This window comes from Kyrpidia tusciae DSM 2912 (assembly GCF_000092905.1).
Taxonomy (GTDB): Bacteria; Bacillota; Bacilli; order Kyrpidiales; family Kyrpidiaceae; genus Kyrpidia; species Kyrpidia tusciae.
Map to the genome: position 1 here is coordinate 780,476 of NC_014098.1, position 18,149 is coordinate 798,624.

Here is an 18,149-nt window from a genome sequence, read left to right on the forward strand (position 1 = left end):
AAATGCTCAGTTTGTGGTCGCAATCTCGATGGGTTGGAGTCGGTAACGAGCATGTCTGAGCGCGGCGGCCGATGTCACTTTTGTGTATGGAAAATTGCTCCATTGCGGTCCGAGAGTCGATAGCTTATAATGAAAAGCTGAGACCCTCTTTTTTAACCACGCGGAAAGGCAACCGGGCAATCGCGCGTGCAGTGCCGAAAGGCCGCATGCGAGGAAAGTCCGAGCTCCGCAGGGCAGGGTGCTGGGTAACACCCAGTGGGAGCGATCCTAAGGAAAGTGCCACAGAAATGCAGACCGCCGACGGCCCGCCCCGGGAGGTTCCCGGTGCGGGATCGGGCAAGGATGCAACGGTGCGGTAAGAGCGCACCAGCGGTGCGGAGACGCATCGGCTAGGTAAACCCCACCCGGAGCAAGACCGGATAGGAGCGCCATGCGGTGGCCCGTCGCGCGCTCGGGTAGGTCGCTGGAGCCGGCCGGCAACGGTCGGCCTAGATAGATGATTGCCCCTCCAGATCGGTGGGAGCGCCTTTTCGGGCGCGCCCGCACCACCGGGAGGACAGAACTCGGCTTATAGGTTGCCTTTCCGCGACCCAGAACCCACAGGGGATTTTTCCCTGTGGGTTTTTAACTTATGGAAACTTTGTACTGTAACCCCCTGGATACTTATGGAGACTTTGTCCGGAGACCATCGTCCTCGACTTCTCCATCCTCGGGGTTATTGTGCTCCAAAATGCCCATTTTGTTCGTTATGTTCTCAAGAACATAATCGAAAAAACTGGTTATTCGCGAACACCCCGAAAGGGGCGAAGGCGAGCGCGACGGTGTACAGCATCGTGGAGACCGCCAAAGAAAACGGGCTGAATCCCTACGAATATCTTCGGTACCTGTTTGAGCGGTTGCCCAACGTGGATATCAACGATGCCAGTGTCTTGGATAGACTGTTGCCTTGGTCGCCCGATCTGCCGGAGTCTGTCCGCCGTCGACCATCAGGCGCCACGTAAACACTGAACTGAAGAGCAGGCCCCATCACTTGGGTCGGGTGGGGCCTATTTGGCGTGCCCAAAAAGCCTAACAGCCACCGGCCCCGTTTGACGCTTACCAATCGGCTCTCGAACAGGGGAAACCGGAGATCTGGAACAGCGACCAGGGAAGTCATTTCACCAGTCCACAGTACACGACTTTGCTGAAAGAGGCGGGTGTGCAAATCAGCATGGACGGCCGGAACAGGGCTGCGGATAACATCTTCACCGAGCGGTTCTGGCGGACGCTCAAGTACGAAGAGGTGTACACGAAAGAGTACGCCAACCCCAGGGAGGCGAGGGAGTCCATCAGAACATTCATTCACCATTACAATCATGAGCGGCCACACCAATCGTTGGGATACCACACACCTGCCGAGATTTATCTGAAGGGGATGAGGCCAGAAGACCCTATACGTCCTCAAGCCTCTACCGAACATACATATTGTGGAAAGGAGAGTGCTTAAAGAGTAGGGGAAGCCGCTTCGCTCCTCCCCTCTGGCCTTTGGCCATTCACCCCTCCCGCTCCTCCAACAACGAGGGACCGGGTCGGTGGAGAGGCGAGGATATAGCTTAGCAACGCCGGAGAGCCTTTTTCGATGCCGAAAAGGCCAGGAGGGATAAGGGGTAAGGAGCAGGGACCAGAAAACTTTCCCCCAAAGAAGGCCAGGAAAGACAGGGGTTTTGAATGAGGGGAGGGATAGATTCGGACAAATTCACCCCAGTCCAATAAGACAGGTGAGTCCTCTTTTGTTAGAATAGTGGTTAGACAAATGATCCAACAAGGAGGACTCACCCTATGGCCATTATACCACAACTCGAACTGTTTTCCTGGGAAGAGATTGAGCCGCTTGGAGACTTGGAACGCCTCCGGCTGGTTCTGGAACATCTGCCGGACGAAGCGCTCATGGCGCATCTGGAGAAATCGAGAGGTCATGGACGAGATGACTACCCGGTACGGGCGATGTGGAACTCGATGTTGGCAGGAATCGTGTTTCAGCACCCGTCGATCGAGAGCTTACGTCGGGAACTCTCTCGAAACGGGCAGCTGCGGTCGATCTGTGGGTTGCGCGCAGTTCCCAGCGCAGCCGCTTACACCCGATTTCTCCGCAGCGTGATGGAGCACGGATCGTGGATCGAATCGATGTTCGACGAGCTGGTGAAGGCCCTGAGTGAGGAACTTCCGGAGTTCGGGCGTCGTTTGGCGATGGACAGTAAGGCAATCGCCTCGTGGGCGTCCCGTCCCTCGAAAGAAAAGAAGGAAGACGGACGGCGGGATCTGGATGCAGCATACGGGGTAAAAACCTATCGTGGGACCCGCGAGGACGGGAGTACATGGGAGAAAGTGGTCCGGTGGTTTGGCTACAAGCTCCACCTGGTGGTGGATGCTCAGCATGAATTGCCGGTGGCGTATACGGTGACCAAGGGGTCGCGCTCGGACGTCAAAGAAGGGCATGTCCTGCTGGATGAGATGGAGAAACGCCATCCGGAGATGTTGAAAAAGGCCGAGGTCCTGACGGCGGATCGGGGGTACGACGACTCGAAACTCCTGAGTCGCTGCTGGGATGAATATGGGATCAAGCCCGTGATCGACACGAGGCGGATGTGGAAAGACGGGGAGCAAACGCGGTTATTACCGGGACACACGAATGTGGTGTATGACGAGGGGGGAGCGGTGTACTGTTACTGTCCAGAGACAGGGGCCCGGCAACAGATGAGCAATGGTGGGTTCGAGAAAGACCGGGGGACGCTGAAAAAAGTATGTCCAGCCAAGGCGTACGGGATCACGTGTCAAGGGCGGGAACAGTGCCCCGTGGCCGGAGGGGTGCGGGTGGCGCTCGCAGTGGACCGGCGGATCTTCACGCCGATTGCCCGGGAGAGCTACAAATGGGCGAAGGAATACCGGTACAGCCCATTTTTCGCATGTCGAGGAATGTCGAAACATGAAATTGATTATCTGCCTATTTCGACAAGGTTCGACGTTATATCCACAAACCAAGGACCTCTCGGAGGATTCAGTTGTCGCTTGATGTCGAAAACCCGCCCGCCGAGATGTCGATTACCCACTTTCCGCCGGTGGCAATGAAACTCCCATCAAGAGGTTATCCGTTCGGATCCGAATCCATCGAAGAATCTGGATCCCCGTCTCGGTGAGCCCTTGAAGATGATGGGTGACCGTCCCGTCCGGCAGACGCACGATCACGTGGGTTAACCCGTCAAACTCTTTCAGTAACGTCCGGGTGGTCGGAGAGCGAAACTTCGCACCCGCGATCGCCAGTGCCGTTTGTTGATCCTCCCGCATCCCTTGGCGCACCCGGTGTTGAATGATCGCGTACACCAACAGCCCCAACAGAAAGACGTAAGCTAAGGCCAACACGCGTTTGGGCGTCTTGACGAAAATTCCGTGCACAAAATAGGGCTGTTTCAAGGCCCGAAACAGGTTCTCGACCTCAATCTGGCCTTTGTAATCCCGCAGCAGATCGGCATCGTCGGCCCGACGCGTCCGCGGGACGTTACTGATCAGGACAAATGTACTGTCCCATCGCCGTCTCTGTTCAATGGCCTTCGTGTCGGGTTCCACCGTGAAGGTCACTCGCCACCGGATAACCTCTACGTTCCCTTGGTCGGGATCGGTTTTCCGAGGGCGCCCCACCCGCCGTTTGACGGCCGTTTCCTGCACCACCTGGCCGGTGACATGATGAAATTCCCAGCGATTATGACGCCGCTGCCAATCTTCCAAAGCCACCTTGGCATCGGCTTCACAGTGGTAAACCAGCCGCTCCTGCTGGGCCACCGCCTTCTCAATCGCCTGAGCCTCCTCCGCCACGAGTTTCTCCAGTCGCTTGGCTTTGCGCTGATCGAGCGCCGAGGACTCCACCACCACAAACCGATAGGTCCTCCCGTACAACTCCTCTTCAAACCCCTGAATCCGGTCGCTCGCCGCCTCTTTCCCCTCCTGAGCCACCGAACCGACCTCGATCCACCGGCTCTCATCGGCAAATGCCCGGTCCTTGAGCGCCTCACACAGACGATACGTTTCCGGCATGCGGCTAATAAACCACCGCTTCTCGTAGGTGTTCAGGTTTTCCTCGGTGACAAAGGCCGAATCGGCCACGACGATCAGGGTATTCCAGACCTCTGGCGACAACAGTTCCGTGATGCGCTCTGTCCATGGCCCGTACCATGTCTTGTCGCTCTGATTCCCGCTCATGACATCGGCAAATAAGGGAAGCCCGCCGTAGCTCCCCAGCCCAAAGAGAAACTGTTTGAGGTCCGGACGCCGGTCCTTGCTGTATCCTCGGGTGATCCGAAAAGGCGCATCCTCGAAGTCGGCCGGATCATAGCTGCCTTGCACGGAAAAGGAGGTGGTATCCAACCGGATGACATCCAGAACCAGGGAGCAGGCATCCGGGGATCCCAGGGCAATCTCGTGATAAATGTGCCAAGGATCGGCGTCGGCGAACTTGTCCAGGGCCCGTGCCAAGCGGTCGTCATTGAAGTGGCCGGCCTCGATGCCATTGCCGAACAATGCCTCCACATCCATGTCCCTGAAGAACCACTCGATCCGGTACAACGGTTCTCGGCGTACGAGAAGATTGACCAAGAGCGCGGTAATGGCGGTGCCGGGGCTCACCTCGGTCCGATGGCGGTCCCACGCAACGTGGGCATCGATGATCTCCGCCACCCGAAGCTCTCGACACAAGTAGGCCACCAGTGGTGCCGCTTCCAACTTGTGAACTTCCACCGTAACACCCGGAAGTTGCATGTCTCTCCCCTCCGAACTCTTGTACAGAGAGAATTCGGAGTTTCTTGTTCATTTTCCTCCTAATACCCCTCAAAAAACATCATTCGACAAAATCTGACATGCGAAAAATAGGGTTCAGCATGGCCTGAACCATCCAACCTGTGGATGATAAACCAGATAATGGACATACCAAACTCGCCACGCCGATGGGATTCGTGCTGAAGGTTCGGGGAAAAAGGGACATCGAAAAAGGCTCGGCTCAAATTGTGCTTGACAAAAACAGTTTGGCAACAGAATCACGAGTTACTGACGTGGTTGAAACAACTGGGGCGGTGAAGCGTAGGTCGTTATGGAAAGTCCGATTACTGATGAGGCACTCCCTCTAACAGTTTCCGGGCACCAACTTTCCATAACGGCTAGCTTTCCATAACCGGTTGCTTCTGGCGAATAGGGCTTGGCGTAGAGCAACCGAATGCCCAATTTGGCGCACGTGCGTGCCATCCACCGGGTTCGGTATTGTTTCCCGTTGTCAAAATACACCGATTCCGGTACGCCGTGTTTCTGGATGGCCTTGCGAAAACAGTCCTCCACAATGGCCTGGTCCAGGGTGGGGTAAAACTCTCCGTGCAGGACAAAGCGCGTGGCGTCATCCAACATGACCACCAAAAAGACCTGCTTGGAACTCCCGCCGGCACCCAGGGGAAGATACGGGCCGTATTTGATGTCGCTGTGCCACAGGCCATTGCGGTGCCGGCGCTGAAAACGTCGGGCGGCCACTCCGGCGTCGGCATACATCCGCATCTGGCGAGAACTGTAGCCACGCTGGGCCAGCTTTTCCTGGAGGGTGCTGCGCTTGAGTTGTCCGGGCTGGGCCAGCCCCTCCCACTCGAGGATCTGAATGATCTGGGCGACGCTGCGACGGGGCACCTCCCGCCGCAGGAGGATCGCCTGCTCCAGGAGTTTGTCGGGGATGGCCTCCCCTGTCTTCCGGGATTCCCTGCCCTTGGGTTTGAGTCCGTCAAACCCCTCGGCCCGATACCGGGCCACATACCGGCGCAGGGTCCGCTCAGACAGCCCCGTCTGTTGGCAAAGCTGGGCCCGAATCTCCCGCGCCTTGGCCGCATCCAGACCTTCCGCCAGCAGGGGCGACACCATCTGCATCCGCTCGGCCGCCAGCTTCTCCGCTTTCTTCCAGTCTTTCAAGCCTTTCACCTCTTTCAGGAGGGATTAGCTTGAAAGTAGCCGAAGACGCCCTGGACAAACAGGCCGAACGGGTCTGTACCCACAAATTTGCATTGGCCATGGGGCGGACAGTTCGGGCCAGCCATCCGGAGGCCTCCCCCACCAGCCGTCCGATCCGTTGGAGTGCAGACTGTGGACAAGTGGACGAGCTTTCCACAGGAAACCCGAAGCGATGGGCCAAGGCGTTCAGGCAGCCGGCCGCGTAAGGTGCCCAACCGGCAAACCAGTGCCGCCAGCGGCGCAATGTGGACTCCTCGACCCCGACAGGCTCCGCAGGCGGCTCACTCACCGCGGCTTCGATGCTGAGGGCCTCATGCCGTTTGTAAGGCACCAGGATGTCCGGCAGCTCGTGATGGATCCGCCTGCAACGCCCACAACGAAGCCTGCGAATGATGAACTGGATCTTCTCTCCTGCGGACCGGACACATCCACGACGCCGACTGCCAATCACGCCAAGCGCCCCCTCACAACACGGACAGGGCACCGATTCCGCACTCCGAACAAAAAACCCCGTCTACACCTGTTTCAACGAGCTCAAAATCTGATACAATGATCACAGGTGATTGTGGTTGGGTGCCTCTGAGGATGCTGTTGACCGCAGTATCCTGATAGACAGAGGTACCCTTTTCCTTTCCCAGACTTATGGACATTGTATCCGTCAACTTCTGGACAGGCAATCCCGTCAGCATTCGGCCATTATGGCGTAGCGGTAACAGACATATCAAATTACTGTTGCATACGCCCGAATCGCTGAAGGCACGCTTTAACATCGATCTAGCGTTTGTGCCGGGGCAAAGAGCTTCAGCGTGCTTTATCTCCCCGGTGGTGTGAGTGCCTAAGGGAAAGGCGGAACGACGGAGGGGGTGCGGTCATGATGGAAACCAAGAACCTAGTTGAGGATTCATTATCGATTGAGGAGAAGGTGAAAAGCCTTCCCGAGTGGCTGAAGCAATATGTGGTATCACCTGAGAAACAGCGGCAGTTGTATAGGAAAACGATAGGGATCGTTATTGCGTCGCAAATCTTTGGTGGAGCGGGGTTAGCTGCAGGCATCACGGTAGGCGCACTGCTCGCCCAGAATATGCTCGGAACTGATAGATATGCAGGAATTCCTGCTGCTTTGTTTACATTAGGTTCTGCCGCTGCAGCGTTTTTAGTTGGTCGCCTTTCCCAACGGTTGGGTCGACGAATTGGTGTGGCTACAGGTTTTTTGGCGGGAGGCATTGGCTCAATTGGGGTCGTTTCGGCAGCAATATTCCATATATTACCTCTGTTTTTTATTTCGTTGTTGGTCTACGGTGCCGGCACAGCGACAAACTTGCAGGCGCGTTATGCTGGTACGGACTTGGCACTTCCAACACAGCGGGCGAAGGCAATTAGCGCCGCAATGGTGTTCACGACATTCGGCGCAGTGGCGGGACCGAATCTGGTCAATATCACGGGGAGGGTAGCGACTTCTCTGGGCGCTCCTGCGCTTTCAGGGCCATTTATGCTGGCTACCGTTGCGTATATTTTAGCCGGACTGGCCCTTCTCTTATTTCTTCGCCCTGATCCGCTTGTGGTCGCCAAAGCCATCGCAGATGTTGAACGTTCCAAGGAAAATCAAAGCACCGGAACGGGAACAAAGGTCGCTGAAGAGGGAATCCATAAGCCAGGGGTTATCCTGGGTGCAACCGTGATGGTGTTAACTCAAATTGTGATGATTGCCATTATGACGATGACACCTGTTCACATGAAGCATTACGGACATGGGCTAGGGGAGATCGGTCTCGTTATCGGAATCCATATTGCTGCAATGTACTTGCCTTCCCCAATTACCGGCTTTCTCGTTGATAAGTACGGACGGACGATGATGTTCTACATTTCTGGTGTTACCTTGCTCTTGGCAGGATTGGTGGCTGCATTTGCGCCTGGCCAATCGATGGTCCTGCTCATACTTGCGCTGGCGTTGCTTGGTTTGGGCTGGAACTTCGGATTGATTAGCGGTACAGCAGCTATCGTCGATGCCACGCCGCCGCAAATCCGGGCGAAAACTCAAGGTACGGTGGATGTGCTGATCGCTTTGGCTGGGTCCTCCGGGGGTGCATTGTCCGGCATGGTTGTTGCCCAGTCCAGCTATGCCACGCTTTCTTTGGCAGGAGGGTTCCTGTCCTTGCTTTTGATTCCGGTAATCGTCTGGTCAAAGAGTCAAAAGAAGGGATAACGTGGAAGACTTAATAAGGGAAAGGTATTGTCCCGTCAAGACCAGCTATGTGGTGTCAAGATACAAACTCTTAAGCCCCGAAATTGGACTGGATCATCTCCGCTAACCATGTCATCATGAGATCAACCGGGGTTGTCCCGGTCGTCGTAGATTTTCGTGACGGCCTTTTTCTTCAATTTACGCGGTTATGGATGTTTCTTCCTTCTGGAGTTGTGAATGTACACACTTGTGTAATGCGTCGATGAGCAGCGGGATTTGGCGAAATCCCTTGACGGTGCGGAACTTTTTCTCCGCCTCGAGAAAACCCGCGGCAGCCGAGCGTAGCACCTGTTCCCCATTTTGCCAACGTTTCACGTTCCGACTCCCCAGACGCACTATATCATTCGCCGATTCAATCACATTCGTCGAACGCAGGGTCCCCCGCAACAGTTCCGGAATACCCAGTCGGATCACGGTCACGGTCTCTTCCATCCCTTCCCGCAAACTGGCTGCCGCCCCTGGATACGCCTTCTCAAGCTGCGCCGCCAATCGCCTCAGGGCCGCCAGCGCCTCTTTCTCGGTCTCCTGACGCCAGGCCTCCCGCAGTTGCCTCTTGACCCAATCTCGCTGTTTCTCCGGCAGGTGCTCCAGGACATTGCGCTCTTTGTGCACCTGACACCGTTGAACCACGGCTGTCTCTCCCAGTACGTCCCGCACGGCTGTACGTAAGGCCTTGCTCCCATCGATCACCACCAGAATCCCGCCGTCAGTCCTCAGTCCTCGGTCCACAAGATCGGTCAGCAGTGCCTTGCGCACCGTCGCATTCTCGGTCGCTCCTTCCCAGACGCCCAGGATCTGCTTCTTTCCCTCGGCATCAATGCCCAGTGCGGCCACCACGGTGTGGTCCGCCATGACGATCCCGTCGATGACCAGGGCCACATACCGGCGGTCATCCAGGCGTCGCTGCATGAGCTTTTCCAGCAGCTTCTTCGTCGCGGCGATGAAACGGCGGCTGACGGCGCTCTTGCTCGTGCCGGCCGTTTCCACCTCGCTACCCACCGGTTCAAGACCAAATGCATAGTGTTACCGCTATTCCATAATGGCCGAATGCTGACGGGATTGCCTGTCCAGAAGTTGACGGATACAATGTCCATAAGTCTGGGAAAGGAAAAGGGTACCTCTGTCTATCAGGATACTGCGGTCAACAGCATCCTCAGAGGTACCCAATCATCATCACCTGTGATCATTATATCAGATTTTGAGCTCGTTGAAACAGGTGTAGACGGGGTTTTTTGTTCGGAGTGCGGAATCGGTGCCCTGCCCGTGTTGTGAGATCCCTCATGAAAGAGGTGAAAGGCTTGAAAGACTGGAAGAAAGCGGAGGAGTTGGCGGTCGAGCGGATGCAGATGGTGTCGCCCCTGCTGGCCGAAGGTCTGGATGCGGCCAAGGCGCCGGAGATCCGGGCGAGGGCAAGTCGATAGGCGTTTCGGTGACGGCTGTAACCAGAGAACTTCTTGGCCTTGTATGGGCGATTGCTTGCGAAGTGGAACTGGTAACGCATGAGTAGAGGGTTCCACGCTTGGATTTGACACGAATTCGTGTCTTTAATTATAAAATAAAGCGTTAGGACAAAGAGGGGGATGATTATGCTAAATCAAAACCATGACGAGTCTTCTGTTCTATATGAGGTGATGACCATCTCTGAGGCTGAAAAGATGTGGGGGCTTGGTAAAGATACCCTAAGAAAATCTATCGATCGGGGTCGATTTGCTCGTCATGAGGTCCGGAAAAGCGGTGGCACGTGGTTGATCACTCGGAAGGCGGTGGAGCGGCATTATGGACAACCGCCGATTGAACAAGCAACAGAGGATGAAGTTAAGAATGCCCTCGAGCAATTCATCACAAAGTATAAGTCGGCTCTCGACCGGCTGGCAAAACAATGAAAACGCTTGACAAGAGCCGCATAATCCCACCACCGGTATGGAATCCGAACCACAGGTTGTGAAATGCGAGTTGCCCCCCCCCCCCGGAATCTTATGATGTCTTTGGCAGGTCGCTGGTGATTTCTGAATCGTCGTTTTTTCTGCCCAGAAGAAGAGAATTTAACCATTCGTATGCGTTTCTTGTAGAGAGCCCACGTTTGCGTTTGCGGATCTGGATGGAATAACTTTATTTGCCTCTTCTTATTTGCTGGACAGTGAAAAGTTCTTTGATAATGCCGGAACCGCCACCTGACCAAATGGAACAAGCTATTGAGGAGCTTCGCGATCCCAAAGACGGACCGATTTTGGCGGCCGCCCGGTTCTATAGAGTGGATTTTATTGTCACGGGAGATAAAGATCTTTTGGTATTGGCTCCGACTCACTTTTGCTCATCTCGTTCAAGACCATGGGGTAGATCGGGCGACTGATCGCCGTCTATCCGCCCCGCCTCTTCGCTTTCACTTTTTGTCTGGCCAGTTGCTTTTGGGGGCTGATTGCTAAGTGCAATAACACGTTTGGGACAGCCCTCCGATTTGCACTTGATCTTCACGGAACGTGAGGATGTATGGCAAGGGTGCCGGCAATTTTTGAAGGAGGCGTCGGGGAGGGAAGGGCCAGAGACAAAGCCGTTTGGAGAGTCGGAGAAATTGCGAAGATGACAGAATTGTCCGTGCGGACGCTGCACTACTGCGAAGAGATTGGTGCCAGCGGATCGGACTACACCAAAGAAGAACAACGGCTGAACGATTTCTTGGCGGAACTGATCGGGGCGATGGTTTTGCGCCGGCGACAGCTCGGCCTGACGCAGGAGCAACTGGGCGAAAACCGGGGTCAAGCCATCGGCGATCGCCAGGCTGGAGACCGGGAACGCAGTGCCGCGTTTGGATACCCTGATCCGAGTTGCGAATGCGCTGGATCTACGGCTGAAACTGGTCCTGGAGGAAGCTGGGAGGGAACTTTCGGCGGCTTCGGCAGGAGTGTGATTATCACGGGGTTTTTACAGGAAGCCGAGACGTTGAGCGCTGGATGAAAAATGGCGAGAGGACTTCGGCCCTCTTGCTTTTTTCTCCCGGCTCACGTGTAGAGCGAGTAGTGTTTCGGCACTTGTCATGCAGGTGTTACCCTGTCAACTCAAAGCTTCTTTTGACACTCTAAGCGGCTGAAGGGCGGCTTTCCCGCCCGAGGGCTGTAAACGGGGTCACCTTCAGTTCCCTGTTTTCGTGCAAATTTTCTCTTTACGTATTTGCCTCTTCGTTGTATCCTTGAATCAAGGATGAAAGGAGGCCGTCTAAAGATGACGAAGTCGGCGTATGCTGTCAGTGTGCAGGAAAGGAGGCCCACGGCAGTGGAAAAGTATGTGCGGATCACGGGGAAGCGTCAAGTGACGATTCCAAAAGAGTTCTTTGATCAGCTTGGCATGGGAAACGTTCTGCGTGCGTATGTCGAGCGAGGCCGTCTTGTGCTGGAACCGGTCCGGGTCGAAGATCCGATGGATTTTTCGCAGGAAATTATCAACGACTTAGCAGACGAAGGTCTGACGGGTGAGGAACTGAAAAGGGAGTTTGCGCGGCGCCGGGAGGGCCTGCTGGCGGCCATGAACGAACTGGTTGCAGAAGCCCGCAAGGAGGCGCTGAACGGCTCGGAGCCGGATGGAGACGCCTTTATGGAAGAATTGATCAAAGGCGATGAGTGAGTACCGGTACAAGTTGTCGTCAAGGGCGAAGCAGGTATTGAAGAAAATCAAGGACAAGGCGCTGCTTCGCCGGTACCAGGCGACGATGTGGGCGATCTGCGAAAGGCCGTTTGAGGGAGACCCAAAAGTCGGCGATTTGGGCGGAGTTTTTACGGTCGGGTTTCGATACGTGGATGGCGAACATCGAGTGGCCTACACGGTCGTCGAAGACGGGGACACAGAGCCTTTTGTTCTCATTTTGCTCGTTGGGACGCGGGAGAATTTCTATGAGGAATTAAAACGCATATGGAAAGGGCTGTAACTTAAACCGCGAAATGCACCGGACCGTGAGCCGGTCATTCAAGCCATCGCATTCTCGACATGGCCTCGGCGGGCATTTATGGGGAGCTGCCGGGCATCGGCGGTCGGTTGACAATGGTTTTCTTGCGCAATGTCTTCCTGGAAATAGGGCTGTTTCAGGGCCCGAAACAGGTTCTCGACCTCAATCTGGCCTTTGTAATCATTGAAGTGACTGGCCTCGATTCCACTGCCGAACAAGGTCCCCACATCCATGTCCCGGAAGAACCACTCGATCCGGTACAACGGTTCCCGGCGTACGAGAAGATTGACCAAGAGAGCGGTGATGGTGGTGCCGGGGCTAACCTCGGTACAGAGAGAATTCGGAATGTTTCAAGGAGGATCTGTGGCCGGCAGGGCGCTATCCCCGCCAAGGTATCACGGATTCAGGCAACGTCTTTTCTTCCTTGAGAATTTCCAGGACAGCTTTGGTTTTGAAGTAAGTATCATACTTTTTTCGCCTCATGGACCTACTTTAAAATCTTCCTTCTTGTTGTTCATTTTCTTGGGTCCATTATACCTCTGTCTATCAGGATACTGCGGTCAACAGCATCCTCAGAGGTACCCAATCATCATCACCTGTGATCATTGTATCAGATTTTGAGCTCGTTGAAACAGGTGTAGACGGGGTTTTTTGTTCGGAGTGCGGAATCGGTGCCCTGCCCGTGTTGTGAGGGGCGCTTGGCGTGATTGGCAGTCGGCGGAGTGGATGTGTTCGGGCCTCGGCAGCGAAGGTCCAGCTCATCATTCGCAGGCTTCGTTGCGGGAGATGCTGGTTTGACAGAGCACCGGCGGGAACGCGTAGCGCACTTTTCCGCCGGTATGCAGCGCCGGCTCCACATGGCCGTGGGTCTCGTGCACCGGCCGAAGGTGCTGATCATGGACGAGCCGACGGTCGGCATCGATCCGCAGTCACGCGGGCACATCCTCGACACCGTGCGCCGCCTGAACGCCGAGGGCATGACCGTGATCTAACGAAGCCACTGCGGACATGCTCCTGGGCATTCACAGGCAACTCGAGCAGCACCTGTGGATGCTGCTGGCCTTTCTCCGCTGACGCAAGCTGCAATCGGGCGGGAGGGGGCGACGGCCGCCCCTCCCCCGCTGCGATCGTGGATCCTGGTATGGCCGGCCGGAGTCATTCACAGGCCATCCGCCAACCCGTGCGCTCCTCAAAGGCCGCCGTCCGCTCTTCCGGCACCGGCCTCTCCGTGCGCACGCGGACTTCCCGGCGGTCCTGGTGAATCCCCGGCGTGCGGAACAGGCCGCAGTCGCCGGCGAGCTCTTCAGCCAGTTGGATCAACGCCTGCTGGTGGATTTTGTTGGCCACCCGCAATGTCCATCCGGTTTCCTCCGCCATCTGTTCCAGCCAGTCGCGGTGTTTCCGTCCGGCCTCCGGGGTGATGAACATCAGTTCCAGGGACTCTCCCTGGACGGATTTCTTGTAGACGGCGATCCCGCGCGCTTTTGCCGAAGCCTCGACCCAGGACAGCGCGCGGTTCATCTCCATGCGCTCCCGGCCGGACTCGCCGGGCGTCCGGACCGTCTCCTCTTCCCCGGATCCGGTCCCCATGGATCGCGATGGTCCGGCAAATTCCAGTGTCCACCCGGTCCGCTCTCGGAACCGTTCCGCCACGGCACGGCCCTGTTCCGGTTCCACCGCGCCGCTCACCTGAACCCGGACCACCTTGTCCGCCAACATGAGAGACGGGTTTTTCCGCATCTCCAGCCCCTCTTCCCGGCACAGTTCCACGGCCGCTTCCGACAGTCGCTGTTGATTGACCGAGTCGGCCCACGCCACTCGCCAGCCGGTAAACCGCTCCACCCGCTCGGCAAAGGCCGCCGCCTCCGGCCTCTTCCGCACCGCGTCCGGAAAGGCGACCGACAGCGTGATGGTCCCCAGTGCGGGATCCAGACCCGCCTTCTGCAGTTCCAGCCACGCCGGCGCCTGTTCCCGGACAGCCGCCAAAGCCGCATTTTGCTCCATGCGGCGTTCCGCCGTCCCGGCCGCCTCCCGCAGGTTCAGGTCCACCGGGACCACCCGCACGGTGCCGCCCACCCGCTGCCGCAGGGAGTCCTCCATCCGGAGGCGCTGCTCCACCGTCAATCCGCCCGCCACGGGCACCTCCACCCGCCGTTCCTGCGGGTAAATCCTGACATTTCCGGCCTTCCCCCCGACCGACCGGGCCGTCTCTTCGGCCAGACGCTGCACCGCCGGAGGATACACGTGGGGCTGGAGTTCGTACCGCCAGCCGCCCTGGATCTCCCGGGCATTGACCGTCTCCCGGACTTCTTCCGGGACGGCCCACGGGAACGCCACATAGAGGCGGAACACCCGCGACTGTTCATCCGGCTCCACCTTGCGCCAGCCGTACGGGGCCAAGGCTTCACTCACCGCTTCCAGTCCGAGGGGATCCGCCGGAACCAGCCGCCCCCACTCTTCGGCCAGGCGGTATCCCAGGCGTTCCGCCGGCCGGTACCCCCACACCCGGTTTTCTTCCACGCAGGCTTGCGCCGCCCGCCACAAACCGGCCAGGTACTCCTCCGGGTGTTCCCCGGCCGGCACCCGCCCCAGGGCATCCACCACCAGGCCCACCGGAACCCGCAGCGCCGTCCCGGCGGCCGTGGTCACCACGCACGCCGAGGACGTGACCGACGCGCACACCCCGATGGCCAGTTCCCCCGCCTGCCCGGGCGTCCGGAAGACCAGGACCTGCCCGGTCCAGGAGTGCGCCCGCACCGGGCGTTCCTCCTCGCTCACATCCGCCGAGGTAAATCTGTGTCTCCGTTCTCCGGGGAGGATCTCGACGGTCTCACCCAGTCCGGCGGCGCGGATGTCGGCTTTGGGCAAATACGCCCGGAGTTCCGCCGCCAGCATTTCCTTGGCCTCGGGATCGCCGTGGACCAGCAACACCTGCCGGGGACGGAGCTGGGCTGCCGTCTGGACCAGTTCGCGCCGGTCCGCGTGGGCGGACAGCGAGTACAGGGCCACCTTCGCGTTCACCGGCACCACCCGGTCCGGCAGGAACCACCGCCGCTCCGACTCCGGCTGTTCCGCCATGTTCAGCAGCCGCCGACCCGGAGATTCTTCATCCTGGTAGCCGCACAGGAGGATCGCGTTGTTCTCGTGCTGGATCAACTTGTCCGCATAGAACACGGACGGTCCGCCGTTCAGCATTCCGGAGGAAGCGACAATGCAGGCGGGCCGGCCCTCCACCACTTCCCGCCGTTCCTCGGGCCGGCGCACAAACCGGATGTCCTCGCGGTCAAACAGGCTTCCCGTCGTGCGCAGCATCCGTTTCGCCGGGCCCCGCAGCAGCTCCCCGTGGGCCTCGTAGACCGGACACACCGACCGCACCAGCCCGTCCACCACCAGCGGGAATTTGGGATAGTCTTTGTTGTATCTCATAAAATCCTGGAGAATCGTCAGCACTTCCTGGGCCCGCCCCACGGCAAAGGCGGGAATGAGCACGAACCCGCCCCGCTCGATGACCTCGGCCACCTGCCGGGCCATCCGGTCCTCCTGTTCGGCGCGGTTGCCGTGCAGGCGGTTGCCGTAGGTGGACTCGGTGATCACGGCATCGTACGCACTTCCGCGTGGCATCCGGAGGCCGGGGAGCAGCCGGCCGGGTGTGACGGAAAAATCCCCCGTGACCAGCACGCTGCCCTCGGCTTCGGTCACAAAGCCGATGGACACCGCCCCGAGGATGTGCCCGGCGCTGTATGTGGCCACCTGCATCCCGTTCCACCCGAACACCTTGTCCTGGCCCATCACCCGCACCCTGGGCCACAGGTCGTTGAGCTGGTCCTCGGTGAACACGCTGACCTTTCCCTCTTCCCGGCTCACCTTGAGGGCGTCCGCCAGCATCACCCGGGCCAGGTCCAGGGTCGCCCGGGTCATGAACACCGGCGCATCGGGGAAAAGGGACGAGATCAGGGGCAGGGCCCCGATGTGGTCCTGGTGGGCGTGAGTGACAAAGATTCCCTGAATCCGGTCTCCTGCCCGGGCCAACCGGTCCAGGCTCGGAAGCGGGTCCCTGTCGTCCATCCGGACCCCGGCGTCCACCAGCCAGCCGCCCGTTTGGGTCTCAAACCACAGGCAGGAAGCCCCGATGTCAGTCCCTCCGAGAAACGTCACCCGCATTCCCATCGCTCCTGTAGAAACATGATCGTGGTCTCACGTGATCATCATACCGCATCTTTGTTCACCGGGCGAACGATTCCCCGCGGATCCTCTGCCTCACCGGCGGTCGATCCGACGGTACAGCCAATAAGAGTACGCGACGGGCACAACGCCGGCTGCTCCTCACCTTTGCGGAGTGCGGAACCGCAGACGCGTGGCGGCGACGCCAACGAGGTTCAGCGGCCGCCCTTTGCCGTGAGGAATGCCCTAGCTGGCATTGGGACATTCGTACTATTTTTTCTGCCACAGTTATAAGACCTAGCGGTTTTGCGCCGGGGGGCGCGGTCGGTGGTAAGGAAGCGGAACATAGCCCACCGTGGGGCGACGCTGGGGCGGTTGGGGATAGAGGTCCATGAGGGCATAAATCTCTTCGGGCATGTCGGTGCTCACCGGAAGGCCGAAATCCCGCAGCTGCCGGTACATGAGAGGATAGTCGTGGGTCCAGGTTCCTTCGGAGAGGATCTCGGCCAGATCCCGGGCTTGGTTGTCGGTGAAGTGTTCCCTTAACAGATTCGCCACGAATTCCCGCACCTGGTGAATCGCCTTTTCCGCCATATCCGCCATAATCCAGGTCTCGTCATCGATGTCCTTCGCTTCTTTGGTGCGGGTGAGGCGGAGGATCGACGCCGCGGGCCATTGCCCCAGCTGGGGATCCACCGGGCCCAGCACAGCGTTCTCATCCATGACGATCCGGTCGGCGGCCAGGGCGATGAGGGTACCCCCGGACATGGCATAGTGGGGTACATACACTGTGACGTCCGCCGGATGCGCTTTCAGGGCCGCGGCGATCTGTTCCGCCGCCAGCACCAGGCCGCCGGGGGTATGCAATACCAGGTCGATGGGCATGTCGTCGGGAGTCAGGCGGATCGCCCGAAGCACCTGCTCGGAGTCTTCGATGTTGATGTAGTTGCGCAGGGGCACGCCGAGGAAACTGAGGGTTTCCTGGCGGTTGATCAAGGTGATCATCCGGGTGCCCTGCCTTGTTTCCCAGCGACGGATGGCTCGGATCCGCTGGAATTCCACGGTGCGCTGGTGGACCATCGGCCACAAGAAGGAGATAAAAATCAGGAACCAAATGATGTTGGACATGAATCCCCCTCGTTTCTCGCCGCTTACCTGATTACGTTGCCTTATTATAAACATGCCCCGGGGCGCGGATGCAATGGACGGGGGACAAAAAATGCCGGAGGGGTGCACGCCCCCCCGGCATCAGTCGTGCTCGCCGTGACTTCCCGGTATCGGCGGATGAACCAGATTGCCGTTCATGGAGACGCCGATGGCCTCTTCATACACCATCTGGCCCCCGTAATAGCCGCTGACCAGCACGGCCACGGCGGCGGACAGAGAAAGAATTGCATAAGCGGTCTTCTTAACCGCACCACCGACGGGCCGGTGGCGCCAAACCGCCCACAGTCGCCAAGCTGCGACGATCAGGGTGAGTATCAACGTCACATCAGCCAATCGCTCATGAGGCTCAAACCAGGCGGAGATCCCCCGGGCGTCGTGTTCCGGTCCCGTGGCCACGGCCAGCGCCGCCCCGGCTGCAGCGACGAGCCACAGAAGAAGGCCGCGGCCCGGGGGGATCTCCCGATGACGGACGACGGTGATCAGGTCATAAGCGGCTGCGACGACGATCAGCGCAATGGGAAAGTGGACGACAATGGGATGGGGGTGACGAAATAGGTCCAGCAGAAAACCGCTCATGGCTCAACCTCCTCGATGTCTCTGCCCATTCTACCCACCGGGACTAACAGGAACCTGACAGGC

At 58.2% G+C, this 18,149-nt stretch carries 13 protein-coding genes, 1 other RNA gene and 6 pseudogenes; 12 read left to right on the plus strand and 8 right to left on the minus strand.

What is annotated here, in order from left to right; all coding sequences use genetic code 11:
- Positions 1 to 164 precede the first annotated feature (164 nt).
- The 4 genes and pseudogenes from rnpB to BTUS_RS04000 all read left to right on the plus strand — a co-directional run bounded on the left by rnpB (position 165) and on the right by BTUS_RS04000 (position 3,105).
- Positions 165 to 587, plus strand: an RNA gene (gene rnpB, locus BTUS_RS17230) — RNase P RNA component class A.
- Between the two features lie 180 nt (positions 588 to 767).
- A pseudogene (locus BTUS_RS03990) lies at positions 768 to 1,001 on the plus strand (transposase domain-containing protein); the annotation flags it as partial.
- Between the two features lie 92 nt (positions 1,002 to 1,093).
- Positions 1,094 to 1,405 (plus strand): annotated as a pseudogene (locus BTUS_RS03995) (transposase); the annotation flags it as partial.
- A gap of 413 nt (positions 1,406 to 1,818) precedes the next feature.
- Positions 1,819 to 3,105, plus strand: a complete 1,287-nt coding sequence (locus tag BTUS_RS04000) for a transposase (protein ID WP_013074840.1) — start codon at positions 1,819 to 1,821, stop codon at positions 3,103 to 3,105.
- Here the strand turns inward: BTUS_RS04000 and BTUS_RS04005 are convergent.
- Together BTUS_RS04005 and BTUS_RS04010 are read right to left on the minus strand one after the other, a co-directional pair.
- Positions 3,079 to 4,785, minus strand: coding sequence for an IS1634 family transposase (locus tag BTUS_RS04005; protein ID WP_013074841.1), 1,707 nt, complete (start codon positions 4,783 to 4,785; stop codon positions 3,079 to 3,081). The genes BTUS_RS04000 and BTUS_RS04005 overlap by 27 nt on opposite strands.
- A 408-nt stretch (positions 4,786 to 5,193) precedes the next feature.
- Positions 5,194 to 5,967 (minus strand): annotated as a pseudogene (locus BTUS_RS04010) (DDE-type integrase/transposase/recombinase); the annotation flags it as partial.
- 29 nt (positions 5,968 to 5,996) lie between these two features.
- On the opposite strand from BTUS_RS04010, the gene BTUS_RS18320 reads away from it, so the two are divergent.
- The gene (locus tag BTUS_RS18320; protein WP_013074843.1) at positions 5,997 to 6,212 is read left to right on the plus strand and encodes a hypothetical protein; all 216 of its coding nucleotides are present in this window, start codon (positions 5,997 to 5,999) and stop codon (positions 6,210 to 6,212) included.
- Between the two features lie 38 nt (positions 6,213 to 6,250).
- Here the strand turns inward: BTUS_RS18320 and BTUS_RS18780 are convergent.
- A pseudogene (locus BTUS_RS18780) lies at positions 6,251 to 6,490 on the minus strand (DUF6431 domain-containing protein); the annotation flags it as partial.
- 387 nt (positions 6,491 to 6,877) lie between these two features.
- On the opposite strand from BTUS_RS18780, the gene BTUS_RS04020 reads away from it, so the two are divergent.
- Entirely contained in the window at positions 6,878 to 8,209 is a 1,332-nt protein-coding gene (locus BTUS_RS04020) for an MFS transporter (RefSeq protein WP_013074844.1), read from the plus strand.
- A gap of 177 nt (positions 8,210 to 8,386) precedes the next feature.
- Here the strand turns inward: BTUS_RS04020 and BTUS_RS04025 are convergent.
- Positions 8,387 to 9,268, minus strand: a pseudogene (locus tag BTUS_RS04025) (IS256 family transposase); the annotation flags it as partial.
- 278 nt (positions 9,269 to 9,546) lie between these two features.
- Here BTUS_RS04025 and BTUS_RS19070 point away from each other — a divergent pair.
- The 5 genes from BTUS_RS19070 to BTUS_RS04050 all read left to right on the plus strand — a co-directional run bounded on the left by BTUS_RS19070 (position 9,547) and on the right by BTUS_RS04050 (position 12,164).
- Positions 9,547 to 9,669, plus strand: coding sequence for a hypothetical protein (locus tag BTUS_RS19070; RefSeq protein ID WP_280990928.1), 123 nt, complete (start codon positions 9,547 to 9,549; stop codon positions 9,667 to 9,669).
- Between the two features lie 165 nt (positions 9,670 to 9,834).
- Positions 9,835 to 10,131: a helix-turn-helix domain-containing protein gene (locus BTUS_RS04035; protein ID WP_013074846.1), complete on the plus strand. Its 297-nt coding sequence runs from the start codon at positions 9,835 to 9,837 to the stop codon at positions 10,129 to 10,131.
- Positions 10,132 to 10,825: 694 nt separating this feature from the next.
- Positions 10,826 to 11,200, plus strand: coding sequence for a hypothetical protein (locus tag BTUS_RS19400; RefSeq protein ID WP_245543361.1), 375 nt, complete (start codon positions 10,826 to 10,828; stop codon positions 11,198 to 11,200).
- Between the two features lie 264 nt (positions 11,201 to 11,464).
- Positions 11,465 to 11,863, plus strand: a complete 399-nt coding sequence (locus BTUS_RS04045) for an AbrB/MazE/SpoVT family DNA-binding domain-containing protein (protein ID WP_013074848.1) — start codon at positions 11,465 to 11,467, stop codon at positions 11,861 to 11,863.
- Positions 11,856 to 12,164: a type II toxin-antitoxin system RelE/ParE family toxin gene (locus tag BTUS_RS04050; RefSeq protein ID WP_013074849.1), complete on the plus strand. Its 309-nt coding sequence runs from the start codon at positions 11,856 to 11,858 to the stop codon at positions 12,162 to 12,164. The genes BTUS_RS04045 and BTUS_RS04050 overlap by 8 nt, the downstream gene beginning before the upstream one ends.
- 38 nt (positions 12,165 to 12,202) lie before the next feature.
- Here BTUS_RS04050 and BTUS_RS18790 read toward each other — a convergent pair whose 3' ends face one another.
- Positions 12,203 to 12,529 carry a DUF4277 domain-containing protein gene (locus BTUS_RS18790; RefSeq protein ID WP_083780020.1) on the minus strand — a complete coding sequence of 109 codons (327 nt, stop codon included), beginning with the start codon at positions 12,527 to 12,529 and terminating at the stop codon, positions 12,203 to 12,205.
- A gap of 444 nt (positions 12,530 to 12,973) precedes the next feature.
- On the opposite strand from BTUS_RS18790, the pseudogene BTUS_RS17340 reads away from it, so the two are divergent.
- Positions 12,974 to 13,171: pseudogene (locus BTUS_RS17340) on the plus strand (ATP-binding cassette domain-containing protein); the annotation flags it as partial.
- A gap of 166 nt (positions 13,172 to 13,337) precedes the next feature.
- Here BTUS_RS17340 and BTUS_RS16660 read toward each other — a convergent pair.
- From BTUS_RS16660 to BTUS_RS04070, 3 genes are all read right to left on the minus strand, one after another.
- Complete coding sequence (locus BTUS_RS16660) at positions 13,338 to 16,343, minus strand: MBL fold/beta-CASP domain-containing RNA metallo-hydrolase (protein ID WP_013074851.1); 3,006 nt, start codon at positions 16,341 to 16,343, stop codon at positions 13,338 to 13,340.
- A gap of 297 nt (positions 16,344 to 16,640) precedes the next feature.
- The gene (locus BTUS_RS04065) at positions 16,641 to 17,471 is read right to left on the minus strand and encodes an SDH family Clp fold serine proteinase (RefSeq protein ID WP_013074852.1); all 831 of its coding nucleotides are present in this window, start codon (positions 17,469 to 17,471) and stop codon (positions 16,641 to 16,643) included.
- A gap of 120 nt (positions 17,472 to 17,591) precedes the next feature.
- The gene (locus BTUS_RS04070) at positions 17,592 to 18,086 is read right to left on the minus strand and encodes a DUF2231 domain-containing protein (RefSeq protein WP_013074853.1); all 495 of its coding nucleotides are present in this window, start codon (positions 18,084 to 18,086) and stop codon (positions 17,592 to 17,594) included.
- Between the last annotated feature and the right edge of the window lie 63 nt (positions 18,087 to 18,149).

Coding starts and splice junctions, on each gene's coding strand:
- BTUS_RS04000 (WP_013074840.1), top strand. CDS start 1,819: ATGGCCATTATACCACAACTCGAACTGTTTTCCTGGGAAGAGATTGAG.
- BTUS_RS04005 (WP_013074841.1), bottom strand. CDS start 4,785: ATGCAACTTCCGGGTGTTACGGTGGAAGTTCACAAGTTGGAAGCGGCA.
- BTUS_RS04020 (WP_013074844.1), top strand. CDS start 6,878: ATGATGGAAACCAAGAACCTAGTTGAGGATTCATTATCGATTGAGGAG.
- BTUS_RS04035 (WP_013074846.1), top strand. CDS start 9,835: ATGCTAAATCAAAACCATGACGAGTCTTCTGTTCTATATGAGGTGATG.
- BTUS_RS19400 (WP_245543361.1), top strand. CDS start 10,826: ATGACAGAATTGTCCGTGCGGACGCTGCACTACTGCGAAGAGATTGGT.
- BTUS_RS04045 (WP_013074848.1), top strand. CDS start 11,465: ATGACGAAGTCGGCGTATGCTGTCAGTGTGCAGGAAAGGAGGCCCACG.
- BTUS_RS04050 (WP_013074849.1), top strand. CDS start 11,856: ATGAGTGAGTACCGGTACAAGTTGTCGTCAAGGGCGAAGCAGGTATTG.
- BTUS_RS16660 (WP_013074851.1), bottom strand. CDS start 16,343: ATGCGGGTGACGTTTCTCGGAGGGACTGACATCGGGGCTTCCTGCCTG.
- BTUS_RS04065 (WP_013074852.1), bottom strand. CDS start 17,471: ATGTCCAACATCATTTGGTTCCTGATTTTTATCTCCTTCTTGTGGCCG.
- BTUS_RS04070 (WP_013074853.1), bottom strand. CDS start 18,086: ATGAGCGGTTTTCTGCTGGACCTATTTCGTCACCCCCATCCCATTGTC.